At 62.9% G+C, this 23,206-nt stretch carries 24 protein-coding genes; 10 read left to right on the top strand and 14 right to left on the bottom strand.

Going from position 1 to position 23,206, the window contains the following annotated elements; translation table 11 throughout:
• Positions 1-71: 71 nt before the first annotated feature.
• The 4 genes from AC58X1_RS12540 (at position 72) to AC58X1_RS12525 (ending at position 2,483) form a co-directional block, all read left to right on the top strand.
• Entirely contained in the window at positions 72-239 is a 168-nt protein-coding gene (locus tag AC58X1_RS12540) for a rubredoxin (protein ID WP_101322861.1), read from the top strand.
• Between the two features lie 33 nt (positions 240-272).
• Positions 273-1,421, top strand: coding sequence for an NAD(P)/FAD-dependent oxidoreductase (locus AC58X1_RS12535; protein ID WP_497428911.1), 1,149 nt, complete (start codon positions 273-275; stop codon positions 1,419-1,421).
• Between the two features lie 189 nt (positions 1,422-1,610).
• Entirely contained in the window at positions 1,611-1,952 is a 342-nt protein-coding gene (locus AC58X1_RS12530; protein WP_101322863.1) for an HU family DNA-binding protein, read from the top strand.
• Positions 1,953-2,105: 153 nt separating this feature from the next.
• Positions 2,106-2,483: a helicase gene (locus AC58X1_RS12525; protein WP_101322864.1), complete on the top strand. Its 378-nt coding sequence runs from the start codon at positions 2,106-2,108 to the stop codon at positions 2,481-2,483.
• A gap of 36 nt (positions 2,484-2,519) precedes the next feature.
• On the opposite strand, the gene AC58X1_RS12520 is transcribed toward AC58X1_RS12525, so the two are convergent.
• The 6 genes from AC58X1_RS12520 to exbB all read right to left on the bottom strand — a co-directional run bounded on the left by AC58X1_RS12520 (position 2,520) and on the right by exbB (position 9,232).
• On the bottom strand, positions 2,520-3,923 hold the full coding sequence (locus AC58X1_RS12520; protein WP_497428910.1) for an aminoacyl-tRNA deacylase and HDOD domain-containing protein: 1,404 nt from the start codon (positions 3,921-3,923) through the stop codon (positions 2,520-2,522).
• A 78-nt stretch (positions 3,924-4,001) separates the two neighbouring features.
• Positions 4,002-6,080: an ATP-dependent DNA helicase RecG gene (gene recG / locus AC58X1_RS12515; RefSeq protein ID WP_101322866.1), complete on the bottom strand. Its 2,079-nt coding sequence runs from the start codon at positions 6,078-6,080 to the stop codon at positions 4,002-4,004.
• A 3-nt stretch (positions 6,081-6,083) separates the two neighbouring features.
• Positions 6,084-7,010, bottom strand: a complete 927-nt coding sequence (locus AC58X1_RS12510) for a hydrogen peroxide-inducible genes activator (protein WP_101322867.1) — start codon at positions 7,008-7,010, stop codon at positions 6,084-6,086.
• A gap of 93 nt (positions 7,011-7,103) precedes the next feature.
• A complete protein-coding gene (locus AC58X1_RS12505) occupies positions 7,104-7,838 on the bottom strand; it encodes an energy transducer TonB (protein ID WP_101322868.1) in 735 nt (244 codons plus the stop codon).
• Positions 7,835-8,263, bottom strand: a complete 429-nt coding sequence (gene exbD / locus AC58X1_RS12500; protein WP_101322869.1) for a TonB system transport protein ExbD — start codon at positions 8,261-8,263, stop codon at positions 7,835-7,837. The genes AC58X1_RS12505 and exbD overlap by 4 nt, the downstream gene beginning before the upstream one ends.
• 3 nt (positions 8,264-8,266) lie before the next feature.
• The gene (gene exbB, locus AC58X1_RS12495; RefSeq protein WP_188036948.1) at positions 8,267-9,232 is read right to left on the bottom strand and encodes a tonB-system energizer ExbB; all 966 of its coding nucleotides are present in this window, start codon (positions 9,230-9,232) and stop codon (positions 8,267-8,269) included.
• A gap of 190 nt (positions 9,233-9,422) precedes the next feature.
• Between exbB and AC58X1_RS12490 the strand changes: the two genes are divergently transcribed.
• Entirely contained in the window at positions 9,423-10,286 is an 864-nt protein-coding gene (locus AC58X1_RS12490; RefSeq protein WP_497428909.1) for an NAD-dependent epimerase/dehydratase family protein, read from the top strand.
• A gap of 52 nt (positions 10,287-10,338) precedes the next feature.
• On the opposite strand, the gene AC58X1_RS12485 is transcribed toward AC58X1_RS12490, so the two are convergent.
• The 5 genes from AC58X1_RS12485 to AC58X1_RS12465 all read right to left on the bottom strand — a co-directional run bounded on the left by AC58X1_RS12485 (position 10,339) and on the right by AC58X1_RS12465 (position 15,102).
• Complete coding sequence (locus AC58X1_RS12485) at positions 10,339-11,073, bottom strand: hypothetical protein (RefSeq protein ID WP_101322871.1); 735 nt, start codon at positions 11,071-11,073, stop codon at positions 10,339-10,341.
• Between the two features lie 60 nt (positions 11,074-11,133).
• A complete protein-coding gene (locus AC58X1_RS12480; protein WP_101322872.1) occupies positions 11,134-11,514 on the bottom strand; it encodes a RidA family protein in 381 nt (126 codons plus the stop codon).
• Positions 11,515-11,538: 24 nt separating this feature from the next.
• Positions 11,539-13,647, bottom strand: coding sequence for a bifunctional GTP diphosphokinase/guanosine-3',5'-bis pyrophosphate 3'-pyrophosphohydrolase (gene spoT, locus AC58X1_RS12475; protein WP_101322873.1), 2,109 nt, complete (start codon positions 13,645-13,647; stop codon positions 11,539-11,541).
• A 59-nt stretch (positions 13,648-13,706) separates the two neighbouring features.
• On the bottom strand, positions 13,707-13,970 hold the full coding sequence (rpoZ, locus tag AC58X1_RS12470; protein WP_101322874.1) for a DNA-directed RNA polymerase subunit omega: 264 nt from the start codon (positions 13,968-13,970) through the stop codon (positions 13,707-13,709).
• 256 nt (positions 13,971-14,226) lie between these two features.
• Positions 14,227-15,102, bottom strand: a complete 876-nt coding sequence (locus AC58X1_RS12465; RefSeq protein WP_497428908.1) for a LysR family transcriptional regulator — start codon at positions 15,100-15,102, stop codon at positions 14,227-14,229.
• Positions 15,103-15,310: 208 nt separating this feature from the next.
• On the opposite strand from AC58X1_RS12465, the gene AC58X1_RS12460 reads away from it, so the two are divergent.
• The 3 genes from AC58X1_RS12460 to AC58X1_RS12450 all read left to right on the top strand — a co-directional run bounded on the left by AC58X1_RS12460 (position 15,311) and on the right by AC58X1_RS12450 (position 19,128).
• Positions 15,311-16,693, top strand: coding sequence for a glutamine synthetase family protein (locus AC58X1_RS12460; RefSeq protein WP_103435549.1), 1,383 nt, complete (start codon positions 15,311-15,313; stop codon positions 16,691-16,693).
• 4 nt (positions 16,694-16,697) lie between these two features.
• On the top strand, positions 16,698-17,471 hold the full coding sequence (locus AC58X1_RS12455; RefSeq protein ID WP_497428907.1) for a gamma-glutamyl-gamma-aminobutyrate hydrolase family protein: 774 nt from the start codon (positions 16,698-16,700) through the stop codon (positions 17,469-17,471).
• 109 nt (positions 17,472-17,580) lie between these two features.
• Positions 17,581-19,128, top strand: a complete 1,548-nt coding sequence (locus tag AC58X1_RS12450) for an APC family permease (protein ID WP_101322878.1) — start codon at positions 17,581-17,583, stop codon at positions 19,126-19,128.
• Positions 19,129-19,162: 34 nt separating this feature from the next.
• Here AC58X1_RS12450 and gmk read toward each other — a convergent pair whose 3' ends face one another.
• Complete coding sequence (gene gmk / locus AC58X1_RS12445; RefSeq protein ID WP_497428906.1) at positions 19,163-19,792, bottom strand: guanylate kinase; 630 nt, start codon at positions 19,790-19,792, stop codon at positions 19,163-19,165.
• Positions 19,793-19,805: 13 nt separating this feature from the next.
• Complete coding sequence (locus tag AC58X1_RS12440; protein WP_150571444.1) at positions 19,806-20,669, bottom strand: YicC/YloC family endoribonuclease; 864 nt, start codon at positions 20,667-20,669, stop codon at positions 19,806-19,808.
• A 225-nt stretch (positions 20,670-20,894) separates the two neighbouring features.
• On the opposite strand from AC58X1_RS12440, the gene rph reads away from it, so the two are divergent.
• Positions 20,895-21,617, top strand: a complete 723-nt coding sequence (gene rph, locus AC58X1_RS12435; RefSeq protein ID WP_101322881.1) for a ribonuclease PH — start codon at positions 20,895-20,897, stop codon at positions 21,615-21,617.
• A gap of 44 nt (positions 21,618-21,661) precedes the next feature.
• Here the strand turns inward: rph and crc are convergent, their stop codons facing one another.
• Complete coding sequence (crc, locus tag AC58X1_RS12430) at positions 21,662-22,441, bottom strand: catabolite repression control protein Crc (protein WP_101322882.1); 780 nt, start codon at positions 22,439-22,441, stop codon at positions 21,662-21,664.
• A gap of 81 nt (positions 22,442-22,522) precedes the next feature.
• On the opposite strand from crc, the gene pyrE reads away from it, so the two are divergent.
• Positions 22,523-23,164, top strand: a complete 642-nt coding sequence (pyrE, locus tag AC58X1_RS12425) for an orotate phosphoribosyltransferase (protein ID WP_101322883.1) — start codon at positions 22,523-22,525, stop codon at positions 23,162-23,164.
• Positions 23,165-23,206: the final 42 nt, after the last annotated feature.

The raw sequence follows: 23,206 nt of genomic DNA, 5'->3' as shown, positions 1-23,206 counted from the left end.
AACTCAGCCTGTTGCGTGCAACAGCGCGATAAGCGGCAAGGCCAAGCCTGAACCTGGATGAGGAGCTGTTGATGAAGAAGTGGCAATGCATTGTATGTGGCCTGATCTACAACGAAGCCGAGGGCTGGCCGGATGACGGTATCGCGCCGGGCACCCAATGGCAGGATGTCCCTGAAGACTGGCTGTGCCCGGATTGTGGCGTAGGCAAAAGCGACTTTGAAATGATCGAAATCGCCTGATAGCAACCCTTGGCAACGTAAAAGGAATACGGCATGACCTCCCCAGTAGTGATCATCGGCACCGGCCTTGCGGGCTACAACCTGGCCCGTGAGTTTCGCAAGCTCGACGGCGAAACGCCGCTGCTGTTGATCAGCGCTGATGACGGCCGTTCCTATTCCAAGCCAATGCTGTCCACTGGCTTCGCCAAGAACAAGGACGCCGACGGCCTGTGCATGGCAGAGCCGGGGGCCATGGCCGATCAGCTCAAGGCGGAGATCCGTACGCACACGCGCATCAGCGGCATTGATCCTGGGCACAAGCGGCTGTGGATCGGTGAAGAGGTGGTCGAGTACCGTGACTTGATTCTCGCGCTGGGCGCACAGACAGTACAGCTGCCGCTGCAGGGCGACGCGAGCGATGCGGTGTTTGCGATCAACGACCTTGTCGACTACGCCCGCTTTCGCCGCGCTGCGGCAGGCAAGCAGCGCGTGCTGATTCTCGGCGCCGGGCTGATCGGCTGCGAGTTTGCCAACGACATGAGCCTCGGTGGTTTCCAGGTCGATGTGGTTGCCCCTTGTGAGCAACTGATGCCGACCCTGATCCCGGCTGCCGCCGCAGGCGCGGTGCAGGCAGGCCTGGAGAGCCTTGGCGTGCGCTTCCACCTAGGCCCCGTGCTGGACCGCCTGCAGCGCGATGGCGCTAGCTTGCAGGCGCACTTGTCCGACGGCCGCGTGATCGCCTGCGACCTGGTGGTCTCGGCCATTGGCCTGCGCCCGCGCACCGAACTGGCCGCCGCGGCCGGGCTGGCGGTCAATCGTGGGGTGGTGGTGGACCGTCAGTTGCGTACCTCGCACGGCAATATCTATGCCCTGGGCGATTGCGCCGAGGTCGATGGCATCAACCTGTTGTACGTGATGCCGTTGATGAGCTGCGCACGCGCGCTGGCGCAGACCTTGGCCGGCAATCCGCAGGCGGTGGCATACGGGCCGATGCCGATCACCGTGAAGACCCCCGCTTGCCCATTGGTGGTCGCGCCACCGCCGCATGGCCGCATGGGCGTGTGGCAAGTGGAAGGTGACGGCGCCGATCTCAAGCTGACCTGCCGGGATGAGGCGGGTGCGCTGCTCGGCTATGCCCTGACAGGCAGCGCCGTCATGGAAAAACTCGCTCTAAATCGGCAGCTTCCGGCGCTTATGGCGTAAATGGCTGGCGTTCTGTCGCTTATGCCGTTGGCTTGCCGACACAATGGCCGTGCTGATACTGGCGCGGTCCCGGTTGGCGTGCCATTCTCACTCGCGTCTGCCGCAGTTTAGAGCCTGCGGCGCCTTGAGCGCTGCCTCCCCTGGCAGCACGGCAATAACAACAAGAATTCCCGTCCAAGAGGCTTCACTATGCGCAAACCAGAACTCGCCGCTGTCATCGCTGAAAAGGCCGATTTGACCAAGGAAAAGGCCAATGAGGTACTCAATGCGATCCTCGACAGCATCACCGGGGCCCTCGATAAGGATACCGTTACCCTGGTTGGCTTCGGCACTTTCGAGAAGCGTCACCGTGGCGCCCGCACTGGCAAAAACCCGCAGACTGGCGAGCCAGTGAAGATCAAGGCCAGCAACACCGTTGCGTTCAAGCCAGGCAAGGGTCTCAAGGACACGGTCAACCCGACCGGCAAAGCGGCAGCACCGGCCAAGGCCGCTGCCAAACCCGCTGCCAAGGCTGCCGCGAAGAAAAAGTAAGCGGCTCGTTGCTAGCGGTTGCAGAGCCAATGAACGGGCGCCTTTATGGCGTCCGTTTTGCTTTCCATAGGGTAACGGTGGCGGGCTTGTATAAAGTGTTCTGAAAGAGGATAAACTCAGCGCTTTCAGTCACATTACAGTCGAGTCTTGCCGATGAAGTTCCGTTTTATTCTGTGGGCCATGGGCTTGTTGATGGCCCGTGCCAGCCGCAACAATCCGGCGTTCCAGCAGCAGCTGCGGGACAAGGATCTGGTGTTCCAGATGCAGACCCTGGATGGCAAGGTCGCCCGTCACTTCATCGTCAGCAACGAGCGCATCAGCAGCAAGGCCGGGCAACATGCGCAGCCAGCCTTCGCGATTGCGTTCAAGGACGCCGCCTACGGCTTCGCCACCCTGCAGGCCAGCAACAAACAGCTGGCGTTCATGCAGGGGATTCAGGACAAGAACATCCAGATCAAGGGCAATCCGGCGCTGGTAATCTGGTTCCAGGGCCTGATGAAGTACCTGAAACCGCGCAAGCGCAAAGCCTGAGCGAGCGGGGCGCCTGACGCCCCGGTGCTGGTCAGCTCAATGCGGAGGGTGGAACTGCGAGGCCAGTTCGCGCAGCAGCGCTTCGGCTTCGAGCACCTTGCTGACGACATCGTCGGCCTTTTCGCGGCTCAGCCCCAAGCGCTCGAGCAGGGCATCGGGGATTTCTTCCTGCGGCCCTGAGCCGATCCCGCGCGAACGCAGCAGGCTGGTCGCCAGGCAGACCAGATTGGGGAACACCGCCAGTTCGCCATCGTAGCCAGAATCGTGCTGGAAGCGCAGCGCGTTGGACAGCTCTTCAGGCATGTCCCACAGCTTCATCAGCCACGCGCCGATCTGCTCACGACTGATGCCGAGCAGATGCTGTTCGATGTAGGTATGGCTCAGGTGCGGGTTGACCTCCAGGTGGCGGCAGATCAGCGAGAAGTGCGGCGGGAATACGTGCGCCAGCAGCAGGTAGCCAAAGTTGTGCAGCAGCCCGGCGAGGTAGGTCAGGCCAGCTTCCGGGCGCTCGGCGCGGGGCATGGCGCGGGTCAGGCCCTCGATCACGGCAGCGGTGTAGATCGACTGCTGCCAGTACGGCGTGGCCTGCTGCGGGTGGTCCTTGGGCAGGCTCAGGGTCTTGCCCAAGGCCAGGCCCAGTGCCAGGTTGATCACCAGATCAAAGCCGAGCACACGCACGATGGCGTCTTCTACCGAACGGATCTTGCCAGGTGAGGCGTAGTACGGCGAACCGGCCCAACTGACCACTTGCGCGGCCAGCGCCGGGTCGGTTTCGACCACACCGGTGATGTCGTCGATGCTGGCGTTGGGGTCGACCCGCAGCTTGATGATCTTTTGCGCCGTGTCGGCCAGTGGTGGAATTTCGATGGTTTCTTCCAGGCGCTTCTGGATCCGCCGCGCGGTGAACGCCTGCACCGCCTGGGTGATCTCGTGGGGATCATCGTCAGGACGGTTGAGGTTGGGCTGGATCTCCGCCACGGTCTGGCCGAATTTGCCTGCGCTGGCCTTGCTCAGCATGCGCTTGAACGCGCCGCGCTCGATCTGCAGCAGCAGGCCGCGTTCGCCCGACTGGATAAACAGCGCCTCGGCCTCGAGCAGGCGTTCGTCATACAGGCAGGGCGAGCTGGTCAGGGCCGGCAGGGCAGGCAGCGCTTTGAGTTTGTGCTTGTCGAGCATCTGGTTCAGGCGCGTCAGCGGCACGGCGTGCAGCTTGCGCCCGGTCAGCTCGGCGAGGCGATTGAGGTCCAGCAACTGAGTGTGCGGGAACAGCACCAGCAGCGCGCCGATTTCGTCATCGAGCAGCACCGCTTGAACACGCGAGGCTGCAGGCAGGGACGGATGCTCCGGCACCTCCTTGTAAGCTACGCCGAGCTTGTCCAGCAGTTGGCGGATAACAGACGGTGCTTGCGGGGATGCGGCGTCCAGGGCTGCTTCAGTCATGAGCTGGATCCAATAGTTTCTTTAAACGCGAAGTATAACCAGTCTGAACGGCAGGCTGGTTGCGTAGTGGGACTTGTGTCACACCTGGCCATATTGCTGGCCATGGCGCAGCCAGCGATCGAGCAACGGGCTGACGTGTGCCGGCCAACGCGTGAGCAGCGCCTGGGCTGCGTCGCGCACGGCTGGCAGCAAGTCGGCGTCGCGCATCAGGTCAGCGACCTTGAACTGGAGCAGGCCGGTCTGGCGCGTGCCGAGCATTTCGCCAGGGCCGCGCAGTTCGAGGTCTTTCTCGGCGATGACGAAACCGTCGTTGGTCTCGCGCATGATGCCCAGACGCTCGCGGCCGACCTGCGACAACGGCGGGTGATAGAGCAACACGCAGTGGCTGGCGGCGCTACCGCGGCCGACCCGCCCGCGCAGCTGGTGCAGCTGGGCCAGACCAAGCCGCTCGGGGTTTTCGATGATCATCAGGCTCGCGTTGGGCACGTCGACGCCGACTTCGATCACCGTGGTCGCCACCAGCAACTGCAGGTTGCCGGCTTTGAACTCGGCCATCACTGCAGCTTTTTCGGCTGGCTTCATGCGCCCGTGGATCAAGCCCACGCGCAACTCGCCCAGGGCCGCGCCGAGGTCTTCGAAGGTGCTTTCGGCGGCCTGGCAGGTCAGCTCTTCGGATTCTTCGATCAGGGTGCAGACCCAGTACGCCTGGCGCCCTTCGGCGCAGGCGGCGCGGACTCGTTCGACCACCTCGAAGCGGCGGCTGTCGACCACCAGTACGGTATTCACCGGGGTGCGGCCGGGCGGCAGCTCATCGAGCACCGAGGTGTCGAGGTCAGCGTAGGCGCTCATGGCCAGCGTCCGCGGGATTGGTGTGGCGGTCATGATCAGCTGATGCGGGCATTGCTCGCCGGCCACGCCTTTCTTGCGCAAGGCCAGCCGTTGCTGAACGCCAAAGCGGTGCTGTTCGTCGATGATCGCCAGCGCCAGATGCTTGAACTTGACCTCGTCCTGGAACAGCGCGTGGGTACCGACCACCATCGGCGCGCCGCCGGCGATCTGCTCCAGGGCGCTGACCCGGGCCTTGCCCTTGAGCTTGCCGGCGAGCCAGGCGACTTCGATGCCGAGCGGCTCCAGCCAGCGCTTGAAGGTGATGAAGTGCTGCTCGGCGAGGATCTCAGTGGGTGCCATCAGGGCGACCTGGTAACCGGCTTCCAGCGCTTGCAGGGCAGCCAGGGCGGCGACCACGGTCTTGCCCGCGCCGACGTCGCCCTGGACCAGGCGCAGCATCGGCTCGGGTTGGCTAAGGTCGTAGGCGATCTCGTTGCCGACCCTTTGCTGGGCACCGGTGGGGTTGAACCCCAGGTTGGCCAGGTACTGCGCAGGCAGCCGGCTGGCTTTGGGCAATGCCGGCGCGCGCAGGCTGCGCAAGCTCTCGCGCAGGCGCTGCTGGGACAGCTGGTGAGTCAGCAGCTCTTCGAAGGCGAGGCGGTGCTGGGCCCAGTGATGACCCACCGCCAGCTCTTCCAGATCAGCATCGGCGGGCGGGTTGTGCAGGTAGCGGATCGCCTCGTCGAGCGGCGCCAGCTGATAATCGTTGGCCAGCTCCGGCGGCAGCCAGTCTGGTAGGCTGCGCGGGCCGAGCATGGCCAGGCTTTGCTGGCACAGCTGGCGCAGGCGCTGCTGGGTCAGGCCTTCGGTGGACGGGTAGATCGGGGTCAAGGTCTGCTCGACCGGCGGCGCCGGCTCGCTGCCGTTGAGGGCGCGGTATTCCGGGTGGTAGATCTCCAGCCCCGAAGCACCTGGGCGAGCCTCGCCGTAGCAACGTACATGAGTGCCGCGCTTGAGGGCTTCTTTCTGCGCATTACTGAAGTGGTAGAAGCGCAGGCTCAGCACGCCGGTGCCGTCGCCCAAGCGCACCACCAGGCTTCGGCGCTTGCCCATGGTCACGTCGGCGCCACTGACCACGCCTTCGATGACCGCGTCCTGGCCTGGGCGCAACTGGCCAATTGGCACTACGCGGGTGCGGTCCTGATAACGCAGGGGCAGGTGGAACAGTACGTCCTGCAGGTTCTCCAGGCCGACCTTGGCAAGCTTTTCAGCCATTGCCTCGCCGACGCCCTTGAGTTCAGTGACCGGTACCTTGGACAGCTCGCTCATGACTCAGGCCGACTGTTCCACGGGTGGCTTGACCACCGAACACAGCCGGATCGAGTCGGCCAGGATCTCGATCGCCTTGGGCCGCGGGAAGCTCGCGCGCCAGGCAATCGCCACCGTGCGGAAGGGCGTCGGTGCGGTCAGCGGGCGCACTTCGATGATGCCTGGTGCGTAGTGATGGCTGTGCACTGCCGACAGCGGCAGGATCGAGATGCCCAGGCCCGAGGCGACCATGTGGCGGATGGTTTCCAGCGAGCTGGATTCGACCGTGGTGTGCTTGGAGCCGTCGTTGCCTTTGGCCAGGGTCGGGCAGGCTTCGAGCACCTGGTCGCGGAAGCAGTGGCCTTCACCGAGCAGCAGCAGGCTCTTGTCGTTGAGCATGGCCGGGTCGATGGTCTTGCGTGCGGTCCACGGGTGATCTGCCGGCATCAGCGCGCAGAACGGCTCGTCGTACAGCGGCAGGGTCAGCACGTCGGCCTCGTTGAACGGCAGGGCGATGATCACTGCGTCCAGTTCGCCGTTGCGCAGTTTCTCGCGCAGTACGTGGGTGAAGTTTTCTTCGATATACAGCGGCATCTGCGGGGCGACCCGGTGCAGCTGTGGAATCAGATGCGGGAACAGGTACGGGCCGACGGTGTAGATCGCGCCGACCTTGAGTGGTGCGGTCAGCTGGTTCTTGCCGGCCTGGGCCAGTTCACGGATACCTTGCGCCTGCTCCAGGACCTTCTGCGCCTGGGCGACGATGGTTTCACCGACCGGAGTCAGGCGAACCGCGCTCTTGCTGCGTTCGAAGATCAACACGCCAAGCTCGTCCTCGAGCTTCTTTACCCCGACCGACAGGGTCGGCTGGCTGACGTGGCAACGCTCGGCAGCATGGCCGAAGTGCTGCTCTTGGGCGAGGGTGACGATGTAGCGGAGTTCAGTGAGGGTCATAACGTGCGTCCATGAAGTTGCAGCCCCAGCATAGCGGCTGCAATTGATAGACGCACGTTATCAGACTTGCGCTTTTGTGACAGAAACAAAGTGTCAGCGTTTATCCAGCGAGTAGACGAAGGGTGCTACCACTTCGATCGAGCCATTGGTCAGCAGCTCTGCCGGCGGCTTGGGCAGCGAGCCCGCACGGCGGATCATTTCCATGGTCGCTCGGTCCAGTGCTGCGCTGCCTGAACCACCGGCCAGCGAGTAGGACAACACCTTGCCGTCGGCGTCGACCACGAAGCGCAACCGGTTGATGCCTTGCAGGCCACGCCGGCGGGCGTCTTCAGGGTACCGCTTGTACTTGGCCAGGTGACGCAACAGATCGCTCTGCCAGGTCGGCAAGGCCTTGCTGTTGGAGGCGATGCTTGGCGCTGGCGCTGCCGATTTCTGCGGTGGCGTATTGCTCGGCGGCGTATCGACTACCTGCTCATCGGCGGGTGGCGCTTCCTTGGGCGGCTCAGGCTTCTTCTCGGGCTTGGGCGGCTGCGGTTTGGCCTTCGGCTTGGGCGGCTTGGCAATCGCGATTTTCGGTTTTGGAGCCTCCACCAACTTCGGTAGCGGCGGCTCTTCGACCGGAGTCGGAGGCTGCGGAGCGACCTTGGGCGGTGGTGGTGGCGCTGGCTCAGGCAGCGGTGCCAGCTCGACCATCATCGCTGCCGGGGGCAGTTCGATGGCCTGAGGCACCGACCAATTGAGCGTCAGCAGCACAGCGATGGCATGGACACCCAGCACGATCGCCAAGCTGCCGCTGTAACGCGCCAGTTTGTGCCGCGTCTTGATCATTTTTTGGCTGCCGTCTCGAGACCTACCAGACCGACCTTGAGGTAGCCGGCCGCGCGCATGTTGTTCATCACTTCCATCAGGTCGCCGTAGTCCACGCCTTTATCGGCCTGGAAGAAGATGGTGGTCTCCTTGTCGCCCTTGGTCTTGGCGTCGAGCATCGGGCCAAGCTGGCTGGGCTGAGCAACCATATCGTCGCCGACGTACAGCTTCTGGTCGGCCTTGACGCTGACAAACACCGGTTTCTCCGGCCTCGGCGCCGGTTTGGCGGTCGAGGCGGGCAGGTCGACCTTGATGTCGACGGTGGCCAGGGGAGCTGCGACCATGAAGATGATCAGCAGCACCAACATCACGTCGATGAACGGCGTAACGTTGATTTCGTGGTTTTCGGCGAGGTCATCGCCACCTTCGTTAAGATGCAGGCCCATGGCTTACCCCACTTTCACCATGTGCGGGGCGACGCGTTCGCCACCCTGGTGGTCGAGGTCGCGGCTGACCAGCAGCAGGACTTGCGCCGAAGCGTCGGACACCTGTGCGCGGTAGCCAGCGATGGAACGCGCGAAGACGTTGTAGATCACCACTGCCGGGATGGCCGCTACCAGGCCCAGAGCGGTCGCCAGCAGTGCTTCGGCGATGCCGGGTGCAACTACTGCGAGGTTGGTGGTCTGGGTCTTGGCGATGCCGATGAAGCTGTTCATGATGCCCCATACGGTACCGAACAGACCTACGAACGGCGCGGTCGAACCAATGGTGGCGAGCACGCCGGTACCGCTGCTCATGTTACGACCGCTGGCGGCAACCAGGCGCTCGAGGCGGAAGCTGACGCGCTCCTTGATGCCTTCTTTTTCGCGAGCGTTGGCCGACAGGCGCATTTCTTCGAGGGCGTCATGCACCAGGGTGTGAGCCAGGGTGCCTTCCTTGTTGGACGCTTCAGCAGCCTCCTTGAGGGTGGAGACGCGCTTGAGCGCTGCGATTTCGCCGCGCAGGCGGCGCTTGGCGCCCATCAGCTCGAAGCCTTTGGCGATCCAGATGGTCCAGGTGATGATCGAGGCGATGGCCAGGCCGATCATCACGATTTTCACGACGATGTCGGCGTTCTTGTACATGCCCCATGGCGACAGGTCGTGGGCCATGCCCAGCGAGGTGTCTTCGACCAGCGGCTGCACGTTGTCTTCGGCAGGTGCCTGAACTTGCCCTTCGGCAGGTGCGGCGGCTGGGGCCTGGCCTTCAGCGGCGGGCGCGGCAGGCGCGGTAGCGGCAGCTGGGGTGGTGGCAGCGGTGGCGTTTGGCTCATCGGCCATGGCGACCGGGGCCAGCACCAGGCTGAACATCAGCGCGGCAATGGCGCGCCAGGCGCGCGACTGGGTTGGCGAAGCGGAGGGTTGAGTACGAGTCATGCTGGCCGGACCTGATGAGTAGAATGAGTTGACGTTCATCACGGCCCCGAGGCAGGCCGAGAACAGATAGGTCGCCATTATTGCAATTAATTCTTGTTAACAAAAGTAATACAGTATCTTTTTTTTACCTTTGTCTAGCCGTTGATCGCGCAATCCGGCTAGCCTGATCCTTTATCAGTGGAGCTGAATGATGTCGGAATTGTCTGCTTTGATCGTCGGCTGCGGCGATGTCGGCGGCCGACTGGCCCTGCAACTGCTTACCAGTGGCTGGCATGTGAGCGGCCTGCGGCGTTCGATCGATCAATTGCCGGAAGGCGTCCAGCCCGTCGCAGCTGACCTCACTGATGCGCAGATTCCTGCGGCCTGGCCTGAGCGTGCACCTGACTATCTGGTGTACTGCGTGGCTGCCAGCCAACATGACGAAGCCGGTTATAAGGCGGCTTACGTCGATGGCCTGCGTAATGTGCTCAGCTGGTTGCAGGCGCGCGGGCAACAACCGCGGCGGCTGCTGTTTGTTTCCAGCAGTAGTGTGTTTGCTCAGCAGGATGGCCAGTGGGTCGACGAAACGGCGCCGACCGAGCCTACGGGTTATTCCGGAAAAATCATGCTTGAAGCCGAGCAAGTGGCGTTGAAAAGCGGCATTCCCGCCAGCGTGGTGCGCCTGACCGGCATCTACGGGCCGGGCCGTGAGTGGCTGCTGAGCCAGGTTCGCCAGGGCTACCGGGTTGCCCAGCAGCCGCCACTGTATGGCAACCGGATTCACGCTGAGGACGCAGCGAGCCTGCTGGCCTATCTGCTCGCCGCGGATGTCCGTGGCGTTACCTTGGAAGACTGCTATATCGGCGTCGACGACGACCCGGCGCCGCTAGCCGATGTGGTCGCCTGGTTGCGCGAGTACCTTGGCGTTACCCAGTGGTCGGACGAACAGCGCGTGCGCCGCACCGGCAGCAAGCGCTGCAGCAATGCCCGGGCGCGAGCATTGGGTTGGGCGCCGGTGTATCCGAGTTACAAGGAAGGCTATGCGGCGATTTTGCGGGGGGCAGCCAAGCCTTAGGGTGGACCCAGTAATCGCTGGGGCCGCAATGCGGCCCCAACGCCACCTACTATCAGCTACGTTCCAGCAACCACTGCCGCGGCCCGGGCGCCAGCTGCGGCATCTCGTCCGGCTGGGCACGGTTGATAGCCTGGAAAATCTCCAGTTGGTCACCGCTGTGCTTGAAGATAAACGGCGCGCCACGTTGATCGCGCTCCAGCCACAGGCTGTCGTTGGCACCGCCCATGGTCGCGCAATCGCCGCCCAGGCACAGCGCATAGCGATTCGGCCCGGGCAGCCCGGTTACGCTGCCGGTGTCGCTGAACTGCACTGTCTCACCTTTGCCGGTGCCTTCGATGATCTTCCAGTTGCCACCCAGATACGCGCCATATAGCGCCTTCTCGAAGGTGCTACCGACCGGTGTATCGGCAGCGGCTGGCGTCAGCGCCTTGCTGAATGCCTGCTCTTTGCCGCCTTCGGTAACGGTAACCAGCTCCTTGCCTTTGAGCTGCAGTGGCGCGCTTGGGCCGCCGTCGAAGTCGACTTGCCATTGCTTGTCGCTCAGGCGCAGGCGGCCGTTGACGTTCTCGTAGCCGTTATAGAGGTAGCTGGCCTGTTGGCTGGCGACGTCGACACGGACTTCCGACACCGGGCCGTTGGCTGCCAGCGCCTGGCGCAGGCTGCCACCTTTGGCGGCGGCGTCGATGGCTGCCTGGTTGATCCAGGTGCCGTTGTAGTCTTCAGGTTTGTGGCTGGAGCAGCCGCCCAGAATCAGGGCTGCCAGCGCGAGGGGCAGGGCGTGACGCATGGTGGGGAGACCTTCAGGCAGAGAGGAGGGTGACGGGCAGGGCGCCCGTCACCTCAGGCATCACTCGATGACGAGGATGGCGTCCATTTCGACCTGGGCGCCCTTGGGCAGAGCTGCCACGCCGATGGCGGCACGCGCCGGGTAAGGCTGCTCGAAGTAGCGGCCCATGACTTCGTTGACCTTGGCGAAGTGGCTCAGGTCGGTCAGGAAGATGTTCAGCTTGACGATGTCCTTGAACGAACCACCGGCAGCTTCAGCCACCGACTTGAGGTTCTCGAACACCTGAACGGTCTGCGCTTCGAAACCTTCGACCAGCTCCATGGTGGTCGGATCCAGCGGGATCTGGCCAGACATGTAGACAGTGTTGCCGGCCTTGATCGCCTGGGAGTAAGTACCGATGGCGGCGGGGGCCTTGTCGCTGGTGATGACGGTCTTGGTCATGGTGACTCCTTGCGGTTGGCGGATTTACGCACGCATGCGGGTGATGCGGACCACGCCGGTCAGGGTGCGCAACTTCTTGATTACACGAGCCAGGTGAACGCGGTCGTGCACGCTGACCACCAGCTGGACCACGCTGATGCGGCCATCGCGTTCGTCCATGCTGATTTTCTCGATGTTGCCGTCGGCGGCGTTGACGCTGCTGGCGAGCAAGGCAATCAGGCCGCGCTGGTGCTCAAGCTCGACGCGCAGCTCGACGTTGAATTCGCCGGTGACATCCTTGGCCCAGGACAGCTGCAGGCACTTCTCCGGGTTGTGGCGGATTTCACTGATGTTGCGGCAGTCTTCCAGGTGCACGACCATGCCTTTGCCGGCCGACAGATGGCCAACGATCGGGTCGCCCGGGATCGGTGTGCAGCATTTGGCGTAGCTCAGCACCAGGCCTTCGGTGCCGCGGATGGCCAGCGGGCCTTCCGGGCTTGGCAGCTGTTCGCCTTCGGCCGAGAGCAGCCGACGGGCGACCACGTAGGCCATGCGATTGCCCAGGCCGATGTCTTCGAGCAGGTCTTCGATGACTTCCAGGCGATACTCGTTGAGGATCGGCTGGATACGTTCCTGCGGGATCTTTTCCAGGCTGCTGTCGAAGCCGGTCAATACCTTGTTCAGCAGGCGCTCGCCAAGGTTGATCGACTCGGAGCGGCGCTGCTGCTTGAGCGCGTGGCGGATGTGCGTGCGCGCCTTGCCGGTGACCACGAAGTTGAGCCAGGCCGGGTTCGGCCGTGCGCCCGGGGCACTGACGATTTCCACCGTCGAGCCGCTCTGTAAGGGCTCGGACAATGGCGCCAGGCGGCGGTTGATGCGGCAGGCAATGCAGCTGTTGCCGACGTCGGTGTGCACCGCGTAGGCAAAGTCGACAGCGGTGGAGCCTTTGGGCAGCTCCATGATTCGCCCTTTCGGGGTGAACACGTAGACCTCGTCCGGGAACAGGTCGATCTTCACGCTCTCGATGAATTCCAACGAGTTGCCGGCACGTTGCTGCAGCTCGAGGATGCCTTTGACCCACTGACGGGCGCGGGCGTGGCTGCCCTTGGGCTGCTCTTCCTCGTTGGACTTGTACAGCCAGTGCGCAGCGATGCCGTTGTTGGCCAGCTCTTCCATTTCGCGGGTGCGAATCTGGATTTCGATGGGAACGCCGTGCATGCCGAACAGGGTCGTGTGCAACGACTGGTAGCCGTTGGCCTTGGGGATCGCGATGTAATCCTTGAAGCGCCCCGGCAGCGGCTTGTACAGGTTGTGCACAGCGCCGAGCACGCGGTAGCAGGTGTCGACCTTGTCGACGACGATGCGAAACGCGTACACGTCCATGATCTCGTTGAAGGCGCGACGCTTGCCGCGCATCTTCCGGTAGATGCCATAGAGGTGTTTCTGGCGGCCGCTGATCTCGCCCTGGATGCCGTCGCTGCCGAGGCAATTGGCCAGGGACTGTTCGATCTTGGCGACGATTTCCTTGCGGTTGCCGCGGGCGCGCTTGACTGCCTGGTGGATGCGCGCCGAGCGCATCGGGTGCATCGCCTTGAAGCCAAGGTCTTCGAACTCTACGCGCACATTGTGCATGCCCAGGCGGTTGGCAATCGGAGCGTAGATCTCGAGGGTTTCCTTGGCAATGCGTCGGCGTTTTTCGCCCGACAGCACTTCCAGGGTGCGCATGTTGTGCAGGCGGTCGGCGAGCTTGACCAGGATCACGCGGATATCCCGCGCCATGGCCATGGCCATCTTCTGAAAGTTTTCGGCCTGCGCCTCGGCCTTGGTCTCGAAGTTCATCTGGGTCAGTTTGCTGACCCCATCGACCAGCTCGGCCACCGTCTCGCCAAACTGCTGGCTGAGGGCTTCCTTGGCGATGCCGGTGTCTTCGATCACATCGTGCAGCATGGCCGCCATCAGGCTTTGATGGTCCATGTGCATGTCGGCGAGGATGCCGGCAACTGCCAGCGGGTGAGTCACGTAGGGTTCGCCACTGCGGCGGCGCTGCCCATCGTGCGCCTGTTCGGCGTAGAAATAGGCTCGCCGAACCAGGTTGACCTGGTCCGGACCGAGGTAGGTCGATAGCCGTTCGGCGAGGGTGTCTATGCTCGGCATGGGTATACCTCCTGCCGAGGAAGAAGTCCGGTTGCCGCGCGACGTCGACCTGGCATCAATCAGACAGCCTCGTTGGACTCGTCCTCGAACGCGGCGAATACCGGATCTTCGGTGACGATCTCTTCGGCAGCCAGGAATTCGTTGGTGATGATGCCTTCAGCGATTTCGCGCAGGGCAACAACGGTAGGCTTGTCGTTTTCCCATGCAACGCGTGGCTCTTTACCACCGGTGGCCAGCTGACGGGCGCGCTTGGTGGAGAGCATGACCAGCTCAAAGCGGTTATCCACGTGTTCCAGGCAGTCTTCTACAGTTACGCGGGCCATGGTCTTCCTCAGTAGCAATGCGGTAGGGCGTACAGCCCATAATGGGCGGTGGACTGGGTAGTTTAAAAAATCACCAGCCAATAGGGAAGGGCTGTTTTATAGCCAGCCTTGCCCATCAGTCCTGAAACTGCCTCGATCATGCCGCTTTGGCCTGGCCCGCAAAGGCCGGCCCGCAGCGCGAAAGCACCGTTTCAGACGCCTCGATAGCGCTGACGATAACGGTTTCCGGGGCTGCAATACAACAGCCGCAAACGGCTTATCGCAACAATGCTGCGCGCAAATGTGGGGTCAGCTCCTCAAACAGCGTCTGCACCGAGCGCAGGGCACGGCAATCGGGGCGTGTCAGCAGCCACAACTGCGTGTCGCAGCCTCCCAGCGGTGCGCTCAGCGCCTCGACATCAGGCATGTCGTGGACCATGTAATCGGGCAGCGCCGCCACGCCCAGGCCGGTGCTCACCAGCTGCGCGATGGTCGACATGCCGCTGCACTGGTAGCGCGGGTTCAAGCCAGGATACTGCTGGTTGCGCCAGACCACCGTGGGGTGGTCCTGCATCGAGTCATCCGGCGCGATCCAGGCCACGCTGCTGACCGACTGCTCGAGCCGCTCGCGCAGGCTGGCATGGCCGCAGATAACGTAGGAGGTCGAGCCCAGGCAGCGTCCGACCAGATGCTCCGGCGGGGTGTTGGTCAGGCGCAGGGCGATGTCGGCGTCGCGCCGGCTGAGGTTGGCGAAAGTGTTCGAGGTGCCCAGCTCCAGCGACAGCGCCGGGTAATTGGGCATGAACGTCGCCAGTGCCGGCAGCAGCAGGCTGTGCAAAACGGCCTCGGTGCAGGTCAGGCGCACCGTGCCGCTGACTACCTGCTCACCGCTGGTCAGGGCAATCCTTGCCGCTTCCAGTGCCAGCTCGGCACGTTCAGCCTGCTCGGCCAGGGCCTGGGCAGTGTCGGTGGGCAGGTAGCCTTTGCGGCTTTTGACGAACAGCGCGGTGCCCAACGCCGACTCCAGGCGGCGAATCGAGCGGAACACCGTCGAAACGTCGACTTTGAGTAGCTCTGCGGCCTTGGCCAGCGAGCGACCGCGCTCAAGTGCCAAGACTAGCGAAAGGTCGGCATGAGTTATCTGATATTGCATTGGTGCACGCTCTGCTTGCCGAAATGCCAATGTCTGTTGCGTTGAGGCCATTTTATAGTGAAACGGCCTGCGGGAATCAATGCACCCCGTCGGGCCGAAAATCCCCACGATGGGACAGTGAAAAGAACAACAGCAGCATCCATCGTCGCCCATGAGGCGCCAGCCGTATCTCTCCACATCGCCGCTCCACACCCAAAGGATGTACACCATGACGTCGGTAAACCCGCGCGCCAGCACTTCCAGCGAGATGTCCGACTTTCTCAAGGCGCATCCGGACATCCAGTACGTTGATCTGCTGATCTCCGACATGAATGGCGTGGTTCGCGGCAAGCGTATCGAGCGTGCCAGCCTGCACAAGGTCTACGAGCGTGGCATCAATTTGCCGGCGTCGCTGTTCGCCCTCGATATCAACGGCTCGACCGTGGAGAGCACCGGCCTGGGCCTGGACATCGGCGACGCCGACCGGGTCTGCTATCCGATCCCTGGCACCCTGTGCTACGAGCCATGGCAGAAGCGCCCGACCGCGCAACTGCTGATGACCATGCACGAAATCGAAGGCGAGCCGTTTTTCGCCGACCCCCGTGAGGTGCTGCGCAAGGTAGTGAGCAAGTTCGACGATCTGGGCCTGGATATCTGCGCCGCGTTCGAGCTGGAGTTCTACCTGATCGACCAGGACAACCTCAACGGCCGGCCGCAGCCGCCACGCTCACCGATCTCCGGCAAGCGCCCGCAATCGACCCAGGTATACCTGATCGACGACCTCGATGAGTACGTCGACTGCCTGCAGGACATGCTCGAAGCCGCCCGCGAGCAAGGCATCCCGGCCGACGCCATCGTCAAGGAAAGCGCCCCGGCGCAGTTCGAGGTCAACCTGCATCACGTTGCTGATCCGATGAAGGCCTGTGACTACGCGATCCTGCTCAAGCGCCTGATCAAGAACGTCGCCTATGACCATGAGATGGACACCACCTTCATGGCCAAGCCCTATCCAGGCCAGGCCGGCAACGGCCTGCACGTGCACATCTCGCTGCTCGACAAAAAGACCGGCAAGAACATCTTCACCAGCGAAGACCCGCTCGAAAGCGCGCCGCTGCGCCATGCCATTGCCGGCGTGCTGGAAACCATGCCAGCGTCGATGGCGTTTCTCTGCCCGAACGTCAACTCGTACCGCCGTTTCGGCGCGCAGTTCTATGTGCCCAACGCGCCGAGCTGGGGCCTGGACAACCGCACCGTGGCCGTGCGCGTGCCGACCGGCAGCAGTGACGCAGTGCGCCTCGAACACCGCGTCGCCGGTGCCGATGCCAATCCGTACCTGATGATGGCGTCGATCCTGGCCGGCATTCACCACGGCCTGACCAACCAGCTCGAGCCGGGTGAGCCGATCGAGGGCAACTCCTACGAGCAGCTCGAACAGAGCCTGCCGAACAACCTGCGCGACGCCCTGCGTGCGCTGGATGACAGCGAGATCCTCAACCAATACATCAGCCCGGACTACATCGACATCTTCGTCGCCTGCAAGGAAAGCGAGCAGGCCGAGTTCGAGGTGTCGATTTCCGACCTCGAGTACAACTGGTACCTGCACACGGTGTAAGCCCATGAGCGCAAACGTGGTCCCTCTGATCGGTGTCAGCGCCTGCCGCCAGCAGGTCGGCAAGAATGCTTCGCACACCGTTGGCGACAAGTACGTGGAGGCGGCCGGCTATGCCGGGATCCCGTTGATCCTGCCTGCGCGCGATGTCGGCAGCGACCCGCTGGCGCTGCTATCGATCCTCAATGGCATCGTTTTCACCGGCTCGCCTTCCAATGTCGAGCCGCACCACTACAATGGCGCCGCCAGCATTGCCGGCACCCGCCATGATCAGGCGCGTGATCGCCTGACCCTGCCTTTGCTGCGCGCAGCCATCGCCGCCGGCGTGCCGGTGCTGTGTATCTGCCGCGGCTTTCAGGAATTGAATGTGGCCCTGGGCGGCAGCCTGCACCAGCGCGTGCAGGAGCTGCCCGGTTACCTCGACCACCGCGAACCGCAGGACGCGCCGCTGGAGGAGCAATACGGCCCTCGGCATCTGGTGCGCACTGAGGCGGGCGGGCTGTTCGAGCGTTTTGGCCTGCCTGAGCAGTTCGAGGTCAACTCGCTGCACAGTCAGGGGATCGACCGTCTGGCCGCTGGCCTGCGTGTCGAAGCACGGGCCCCGGATGGCCTGATCGAAGCGGTGTCGATGCTGGACGCGCCGGGCCTGGTGCTCGGCGTGCAGTGGCACCCGGAGTGGCGTTTCGCCGAAAACCCGGTCTCGCTGCGCCTGTTCAAGGCGTTTCGCGAGGCCTGCAAGGCCCATGCTGTGCGGGAGGTTTCACGCCAGAAAACAGTCTGACGTCAGCCGAAGGTCTCGGATGACTCACCCCCGACAGCAAGCTTTCAATGAGTGAAAGCGGACCCTCAGCGGTCTGTGAAAACAATACCAATATCGACGGCGAATACTCATGAGCGAAAACACAGACAACGGCCGCCCGCCCGGTGCGGCGGCCGCTTCAGACGGCAGCGCCCCTCGCGCCAGCAAAGGCCTGGCCAAGGGCCGGCTGGGCTTGCTGGCCAGCGTGGTGCTGGGCATTTCCACCATTGCCCCGGTCTACACCCTGACCGGCGCGCTTGGCCCGACCGTGCGTGAGGTCGGCGCACACCTGCCAGCAGTGTTCATTGTCGGCTTCCTGCCAATGCTGTTGGTTGCCCTCGGCTACCGTGAGCTGAACGCGGCAGAACCCGACAGCGGCACCTCGTTCACCTGGTCGGCCCGGGCGTTCGGTCCGATGATCGGCTGGATCGGCGGCTGGGGCCTGGTGGTGGCGACCACCATTGTGCTGTCCAACCTGGCCGGCGTGGCGGTGGACTTCTTCTATCTGTTCCTCGCGCAGATCACTGGCGATCAATCGCTGGCCGCGTTGGCCGACAATCTGCTGATCAACATCATCACCTGTTGCGTGTTCATCGCACTGGCGGTATGGATCTGTTGTCGCGGCATGGGCACCACCATGACAGTGCAGTACGGCCTGGTGGCCTTGCAGTTGCTGGTGCTGATCGGTTTCGCCTTTGCTGCCTTCGGCGAAACCACCGCGCCACCACCACTGGCGTTTGACCTGGCCTGGTTCAACCCTTTCGGCGTCGAGTCGTTCTCGGCGTTCGCTGCGGGCTTGTCGTTGTCGATCTTCATCTTCTGGGGCTGGGACGTATGCCTGACCGTCAGTGAAGAGTCGATCGGCAGCGATGAAGTGCCGGGCAAGGCAGCGACCTGGACGGTGCTGTTGATTCTCTGCCTGTATCTGCTCACCGCCATCGCCACGCTGCAGTTCGCCGGGATCAGTGATGTCGGCCTGGGCCTGGGTAATCCGCGCATTCAGGAAAACGTCTTCGCTCACCTGGCCGGCCCGGTCATGGGCCCGTTGGCGATCCTCATGTCGATTGCGGTGTTGGCCAGTACTGCAGCGTCGTTGCAGTCGACGTTCGTTTCGCCTGCGCGCACGTTGCTGGCGATGGGTTACTACGGCGCGGTACCAAAGCGTTTCGCCAAGGTCTGCCCGCGTTCGCAGACGCCACGCTACGCCACCATTTGCGCGGGCATTGCCGCAGCACTGTTCTACGTGACCATGCGTACCCTCAGCGAGAACGTGCTGGCCGACACCATCACCGCGCTGGGCATGATGATCTGCTTCTATTACTCGCTGACTGCCTTTGCCTGCGTCTGGTACTTCCGCCGCAGCCTGTTCAGCAGCCTGCGGCACTTCCTCATGCGCGGCGTCTGCCCGTTGCTGGGTGGCGCAATCCTGTCGGTGATCTTCGTGCGCACGGCAATCGACAGCGCTTCGCCAGATTTTGGCAGCGGCTCGCATGTGGGTGGGCTGGGGCTGGTGTTCGTGATTGCGGCGATCATCTCGCTGCTGGGCATCTGCCTGATGCTGCTGTCGCGGCTGCGCCTGCCGGCGTTCTTCCTCGGCGCCACCTTGCAGCAGCAGGCCAAGCTGCAACTGCAGGAGTGAAGTGATTTGGGGCCGCTATGGGCCCCAAGCCAGATCAGCCAACCAATTGCTCGAGCAGCGCACCATGGCGCTGCTTTTGCTTTGCAAGCAGCAGGCGATTGGAGCGGAATACCGCTTTGATGTCCGCCAGCGCCGCATCGAAATCATCATTGATGATCACGTAGTCGTACTCGTCGTAGTGAACCATCTCGTTGACCGCTTCCTTCATGCGCCCTTCGATGATCTCTTCGCTGTCCTGGCCGCGCCCGGTCAGGCGTTGGCGCAGTGCATCCTGGCTCGGCGGCAGGATGAAGATCGACAGGGCATCAGGCATCAGTTCGCGCACTTGCTGGGCGCCTTGCCAGTCGATTTCCAGAATCAGGTCAAAGCCCTCATCCAGGGTGGATTGCAGGGCGCTGCGGGAGGTGCCGTAAAAGTTGCCGAACACCTCGGCGTGCTCGATGAAGTCACCCTTGTCGATCAGGTTCTGGAACTGCTCGCGGTCGACAAAGTGATAGTTGACCCCGTCTTTTTCGCCCGGTCGCATTGCACGGGTGGTGTGCGAGACCGATACGCGGATATGCGTGTCTTCCCGAGTGATCGCCGTGAGTTCGGTAACCAGGCTGGTCTTGCCCGCGCCAGATGGCGCCGAGATGATATAGAGAGTGCCGCTGCAGTGGTTCATGGTCGGGATGGCCTTACTCGATGTTCTGTACTTGTTCACGCATCTGCTCGATCAACACCTTGAGGTTGACCGCCGCCTGCGTACTGCGCGGGTCGAATGCCTTGGAGCCAAGGGTGTTGGCTTCGCGGTTGAGTTCCTGCATGAGGAAATCCAGGCGTCGACCTGCAGCACCGCCGGACTTGAGCACCCGGCGCACTTCAGTGATGTGGGTGTTGAGGCGATCCAGCTCCTCGGCGACGTCGCTTTTTTGCGCGAGCAGGACCATCTCCTGCTCCAGTCGCTGCGGGTCGAGTTCGGCCTGCATGTCATGAAAGCGATCGAGGATCTTCTGCCGCTGCACCGCCAGCATCTGCGGCACCAGCGCGCGTAGGGTAGTCACTTCACTAGTCATGCCGTCGAGGCGCTCGTTGATCAGCCGGGCCAGCTCCTGGCCTTCGCGCTGGCGACCGGCCTTGAGCTCCTGCACCGCTTCGTCGAACAAGGCGATGGCTTCGGCATTGAGGGCCTGCGGATCGCTGGCATCGGCCACCAGCACGCCGGGCCAGGCCAGCACTTCCAGCGGGTTCAGCGGCGCGGGCTGCTTGATCAGGCTGGCGACGGTTTCGGCGGCGGCGACCAGTTGCGCGGCGCGCTCGCGGTCGACCTGCAGCGGCTTGCCGGTGCTGTCTTCATTGAGGCGCAGGGTACATTCGACCTTGCCCCGTGACAGCCCTTGGCGCAGGCCTTCGCGCACCGCGCTTTCAAGCTCGCGCAGGGCTTCTGGCAGGCGCAGATGCGGCTCCAGGTAGCGGTGGTTGACCGAGCGCAGCTCCCAGACCAGAGTGCCTTGGCTGCCGGCGCGCTCGACGCGAGCAAAAGCGGTCATGCTGTGCACCATGGCGGACTACCTCGCATAAGAATGATGGGGCAGCCGGGTCAGGCTGCAAGGCGCGCGATTGTAACGCAGAGTGGGCTGCGCGCCCAATTTCGGCCGTGTCATCGATCGCCTTGGCCGCAGCTAGGAGTAGTCGACAGGCTGGCGCCTGCGACGATAGGCATGTCCTCGCCGGGCTGCGGGCTTTATAATGCTCGGCAGATTCGAATCCCAGTACAGGTATCCCAAATGAAACGTCCAAGTGGTCGCGCCGCCGATCAGCTCCGCTCGATCCGCATCACCCGCAACTACACCAAGCACGCCGAGGGCTCCGTACTGGTCGAGTTCGGTGACACCAAGGTCATCTGCACGGTCAGCGTCGAAAACGGCGTGCCGCGCTTCCTCAAAGGCCAGGGCCAGGGTTGGTTGACTGCCGAGTACGGCATGCTGCCGCGTGCGACCGGTGAGCGTAACCAGCGCGAAGCCAGCCGTGGCAAGCAGGGTGGTCGCACCCTCGAAATCCAGCGCCTGATCGGCCGCTCGCTGCGCGCTGCGCTGGACATGAGCAAGCTCGGCGATGTCACCCTGTACGTCGACTGCGACGTGATCCAGGCTGACGGTGGTACCCGCACCGCTTCGATCACTGGTGCCATGGTTGCACTGGTCGACGCCCTGGCGGTGATCAAGAAGCGCGGCGGCCTCAAGGGCGGCAACCCGCTCAAGCACATGATCGCTGCTGTATCGGTAGGCATGTATCAGGGCGAAGCAGTGCTTGACCTGGATTACCTGGAAGACTCCGCGGCCGAGACCGACCTCAATGTGGTCATGACCAGCGCGGGTGGCTTCATCGAAGTGCAGGGTACCGCTGAAGGTGCACCGTTCCAGCCGGAAGACTTCAACGCCATGCTGGCGCTGGCGCAGAAAGGCATGAACGAAATCTACGACCTGCAGAATGCGGCTTTGGCTGACTGATTGCAGTTGTAACCGCTGGGGCCGCAAAGCGGCCCCAGCGTATGTCAGATCGTCAGAGTCCAGTCATAGTCCACAATCAGTGGCGCATGCTGGGAGAACCGCGGCTGACGCGGCAGGCGGGCACTGCGCACAAAGCGGCGCAAGCCTGGCGTGAGGATCTGGTAGTCGAAGCGATAACCCAGGTTGAGCATCTCGGCCTGTTCGTTATCGGGCCACCAGCTGTACTGATCGCCTTCGCGGCTGACTTCACGCAGCGCGTCGACATAACCCATGTCACCCACGATCGAATCCATCCACGCCCGCTCGGGCGGCAGGAAACCAGGTGACTGCTGGCTGTCGCGCCAGTTTTTGATGTCGAGCTTCTGCTGCGCCACGTAGAACGAGCCGCAATAGATGTATTCACGACGCTTGCGCCGCTGTTTGTCCAGGTACTTGCCGAAATCGTCCATCAACTTGAATTTCTGGTTCAAGTCTTCGTCGCCGTTCATGCCCGAAGGCAGCAACAGGCTGGCAATACTGACTTTGTCGAAATCTGCTTGCAGGTAACGTCCGTAGCGGTCGGCTGTCTCGAAGCCCAGGCCGGTGATGACTGCCTTGGGCTGCATCCGCGAATAGAGCGCCACACCACCTTGGGCGGGCACCTCTGCATCGCAGGCATAAAGGAAATAGCCATCGAGCTGGAAAGCTGGGTCGTCGAGTTCAAAGGCCGAGGCGCGGGTATCCTGAAGGCAGATGACGTCGGCATTCTGGGCTTGTAGCCAACTGAGCAAACCACGCTCGGCTGCAGCCTGAATGCCATTAACGTTCACACTGATGATCCGCATAAATGGCCCCAAAAATCTCGTGCGTGTATGATACCCGAGCTCAACTCATTTAGCTAAATCCGTGGTGTCTGGGACTTTTTCATGCAGCCGTATCAGCGCGACTTCATCCGTTTTGCCATCGATCGCGGCGTTCTGCGCTTCGGTGAATTCACCCTGAAATCGGGGCGTACCAGCCCGTACTTCTTCAATGCGGGGCTGTTCAACAGCGGCTCGGCACTGGCGCAGTTGGGACGTTGCTACGCGGCGGCCATCGTCGACAGCAAAATCCCCTTCGACGTGCTGTTTGGCCCGGCCTACAAAGGCATCCCGCTGGCTTCGGCCACTGCGGTCGCCCTGGCCGACCAGCATCAGCTGGACGTGCCGTGGTGCTTCAACCGCAAAGAGGCCAAGGCCCATGGCGAGGGCGGTAGCCTGGTCGGCGCACCGCTGGAAGGCAATGTACTGATCATTGATGACGTGATCACCGCCGGTACCGCGATCCGTGAAGTGATGCAGATCATCAGCGCGCAGCAGGCCAAAGCCGCCGGCGTACTGATCGCGCTCAACCGCGAAGAGCGTGGCAACGGCGAGCTGTCGGCGATCCAGGAAGTGGAGCGCGACTTCGGTATCCCGGTGGTCAGCATCGTTTCGCTGACCCAGGTGCTCGAGTTCCTCGCTGACGATCCGCAGCTCAAGCAGCACTTGCCAGCGGTCGAGGCGTACCGCGCGCAATACGGGATCTGATCCCGCAGCCGGGCCCGTGCTTGCGCGGGCCACTGGTTATGC

Source organism: Pseudomonas sp. PGPR N4 (genome assembly GCF_059693665.1).
The sequence above is the reverse complement of the archived record's forward strand: the minus strand, read 5'-3'. Positions and strand labels throughout refer to the sequence as shown.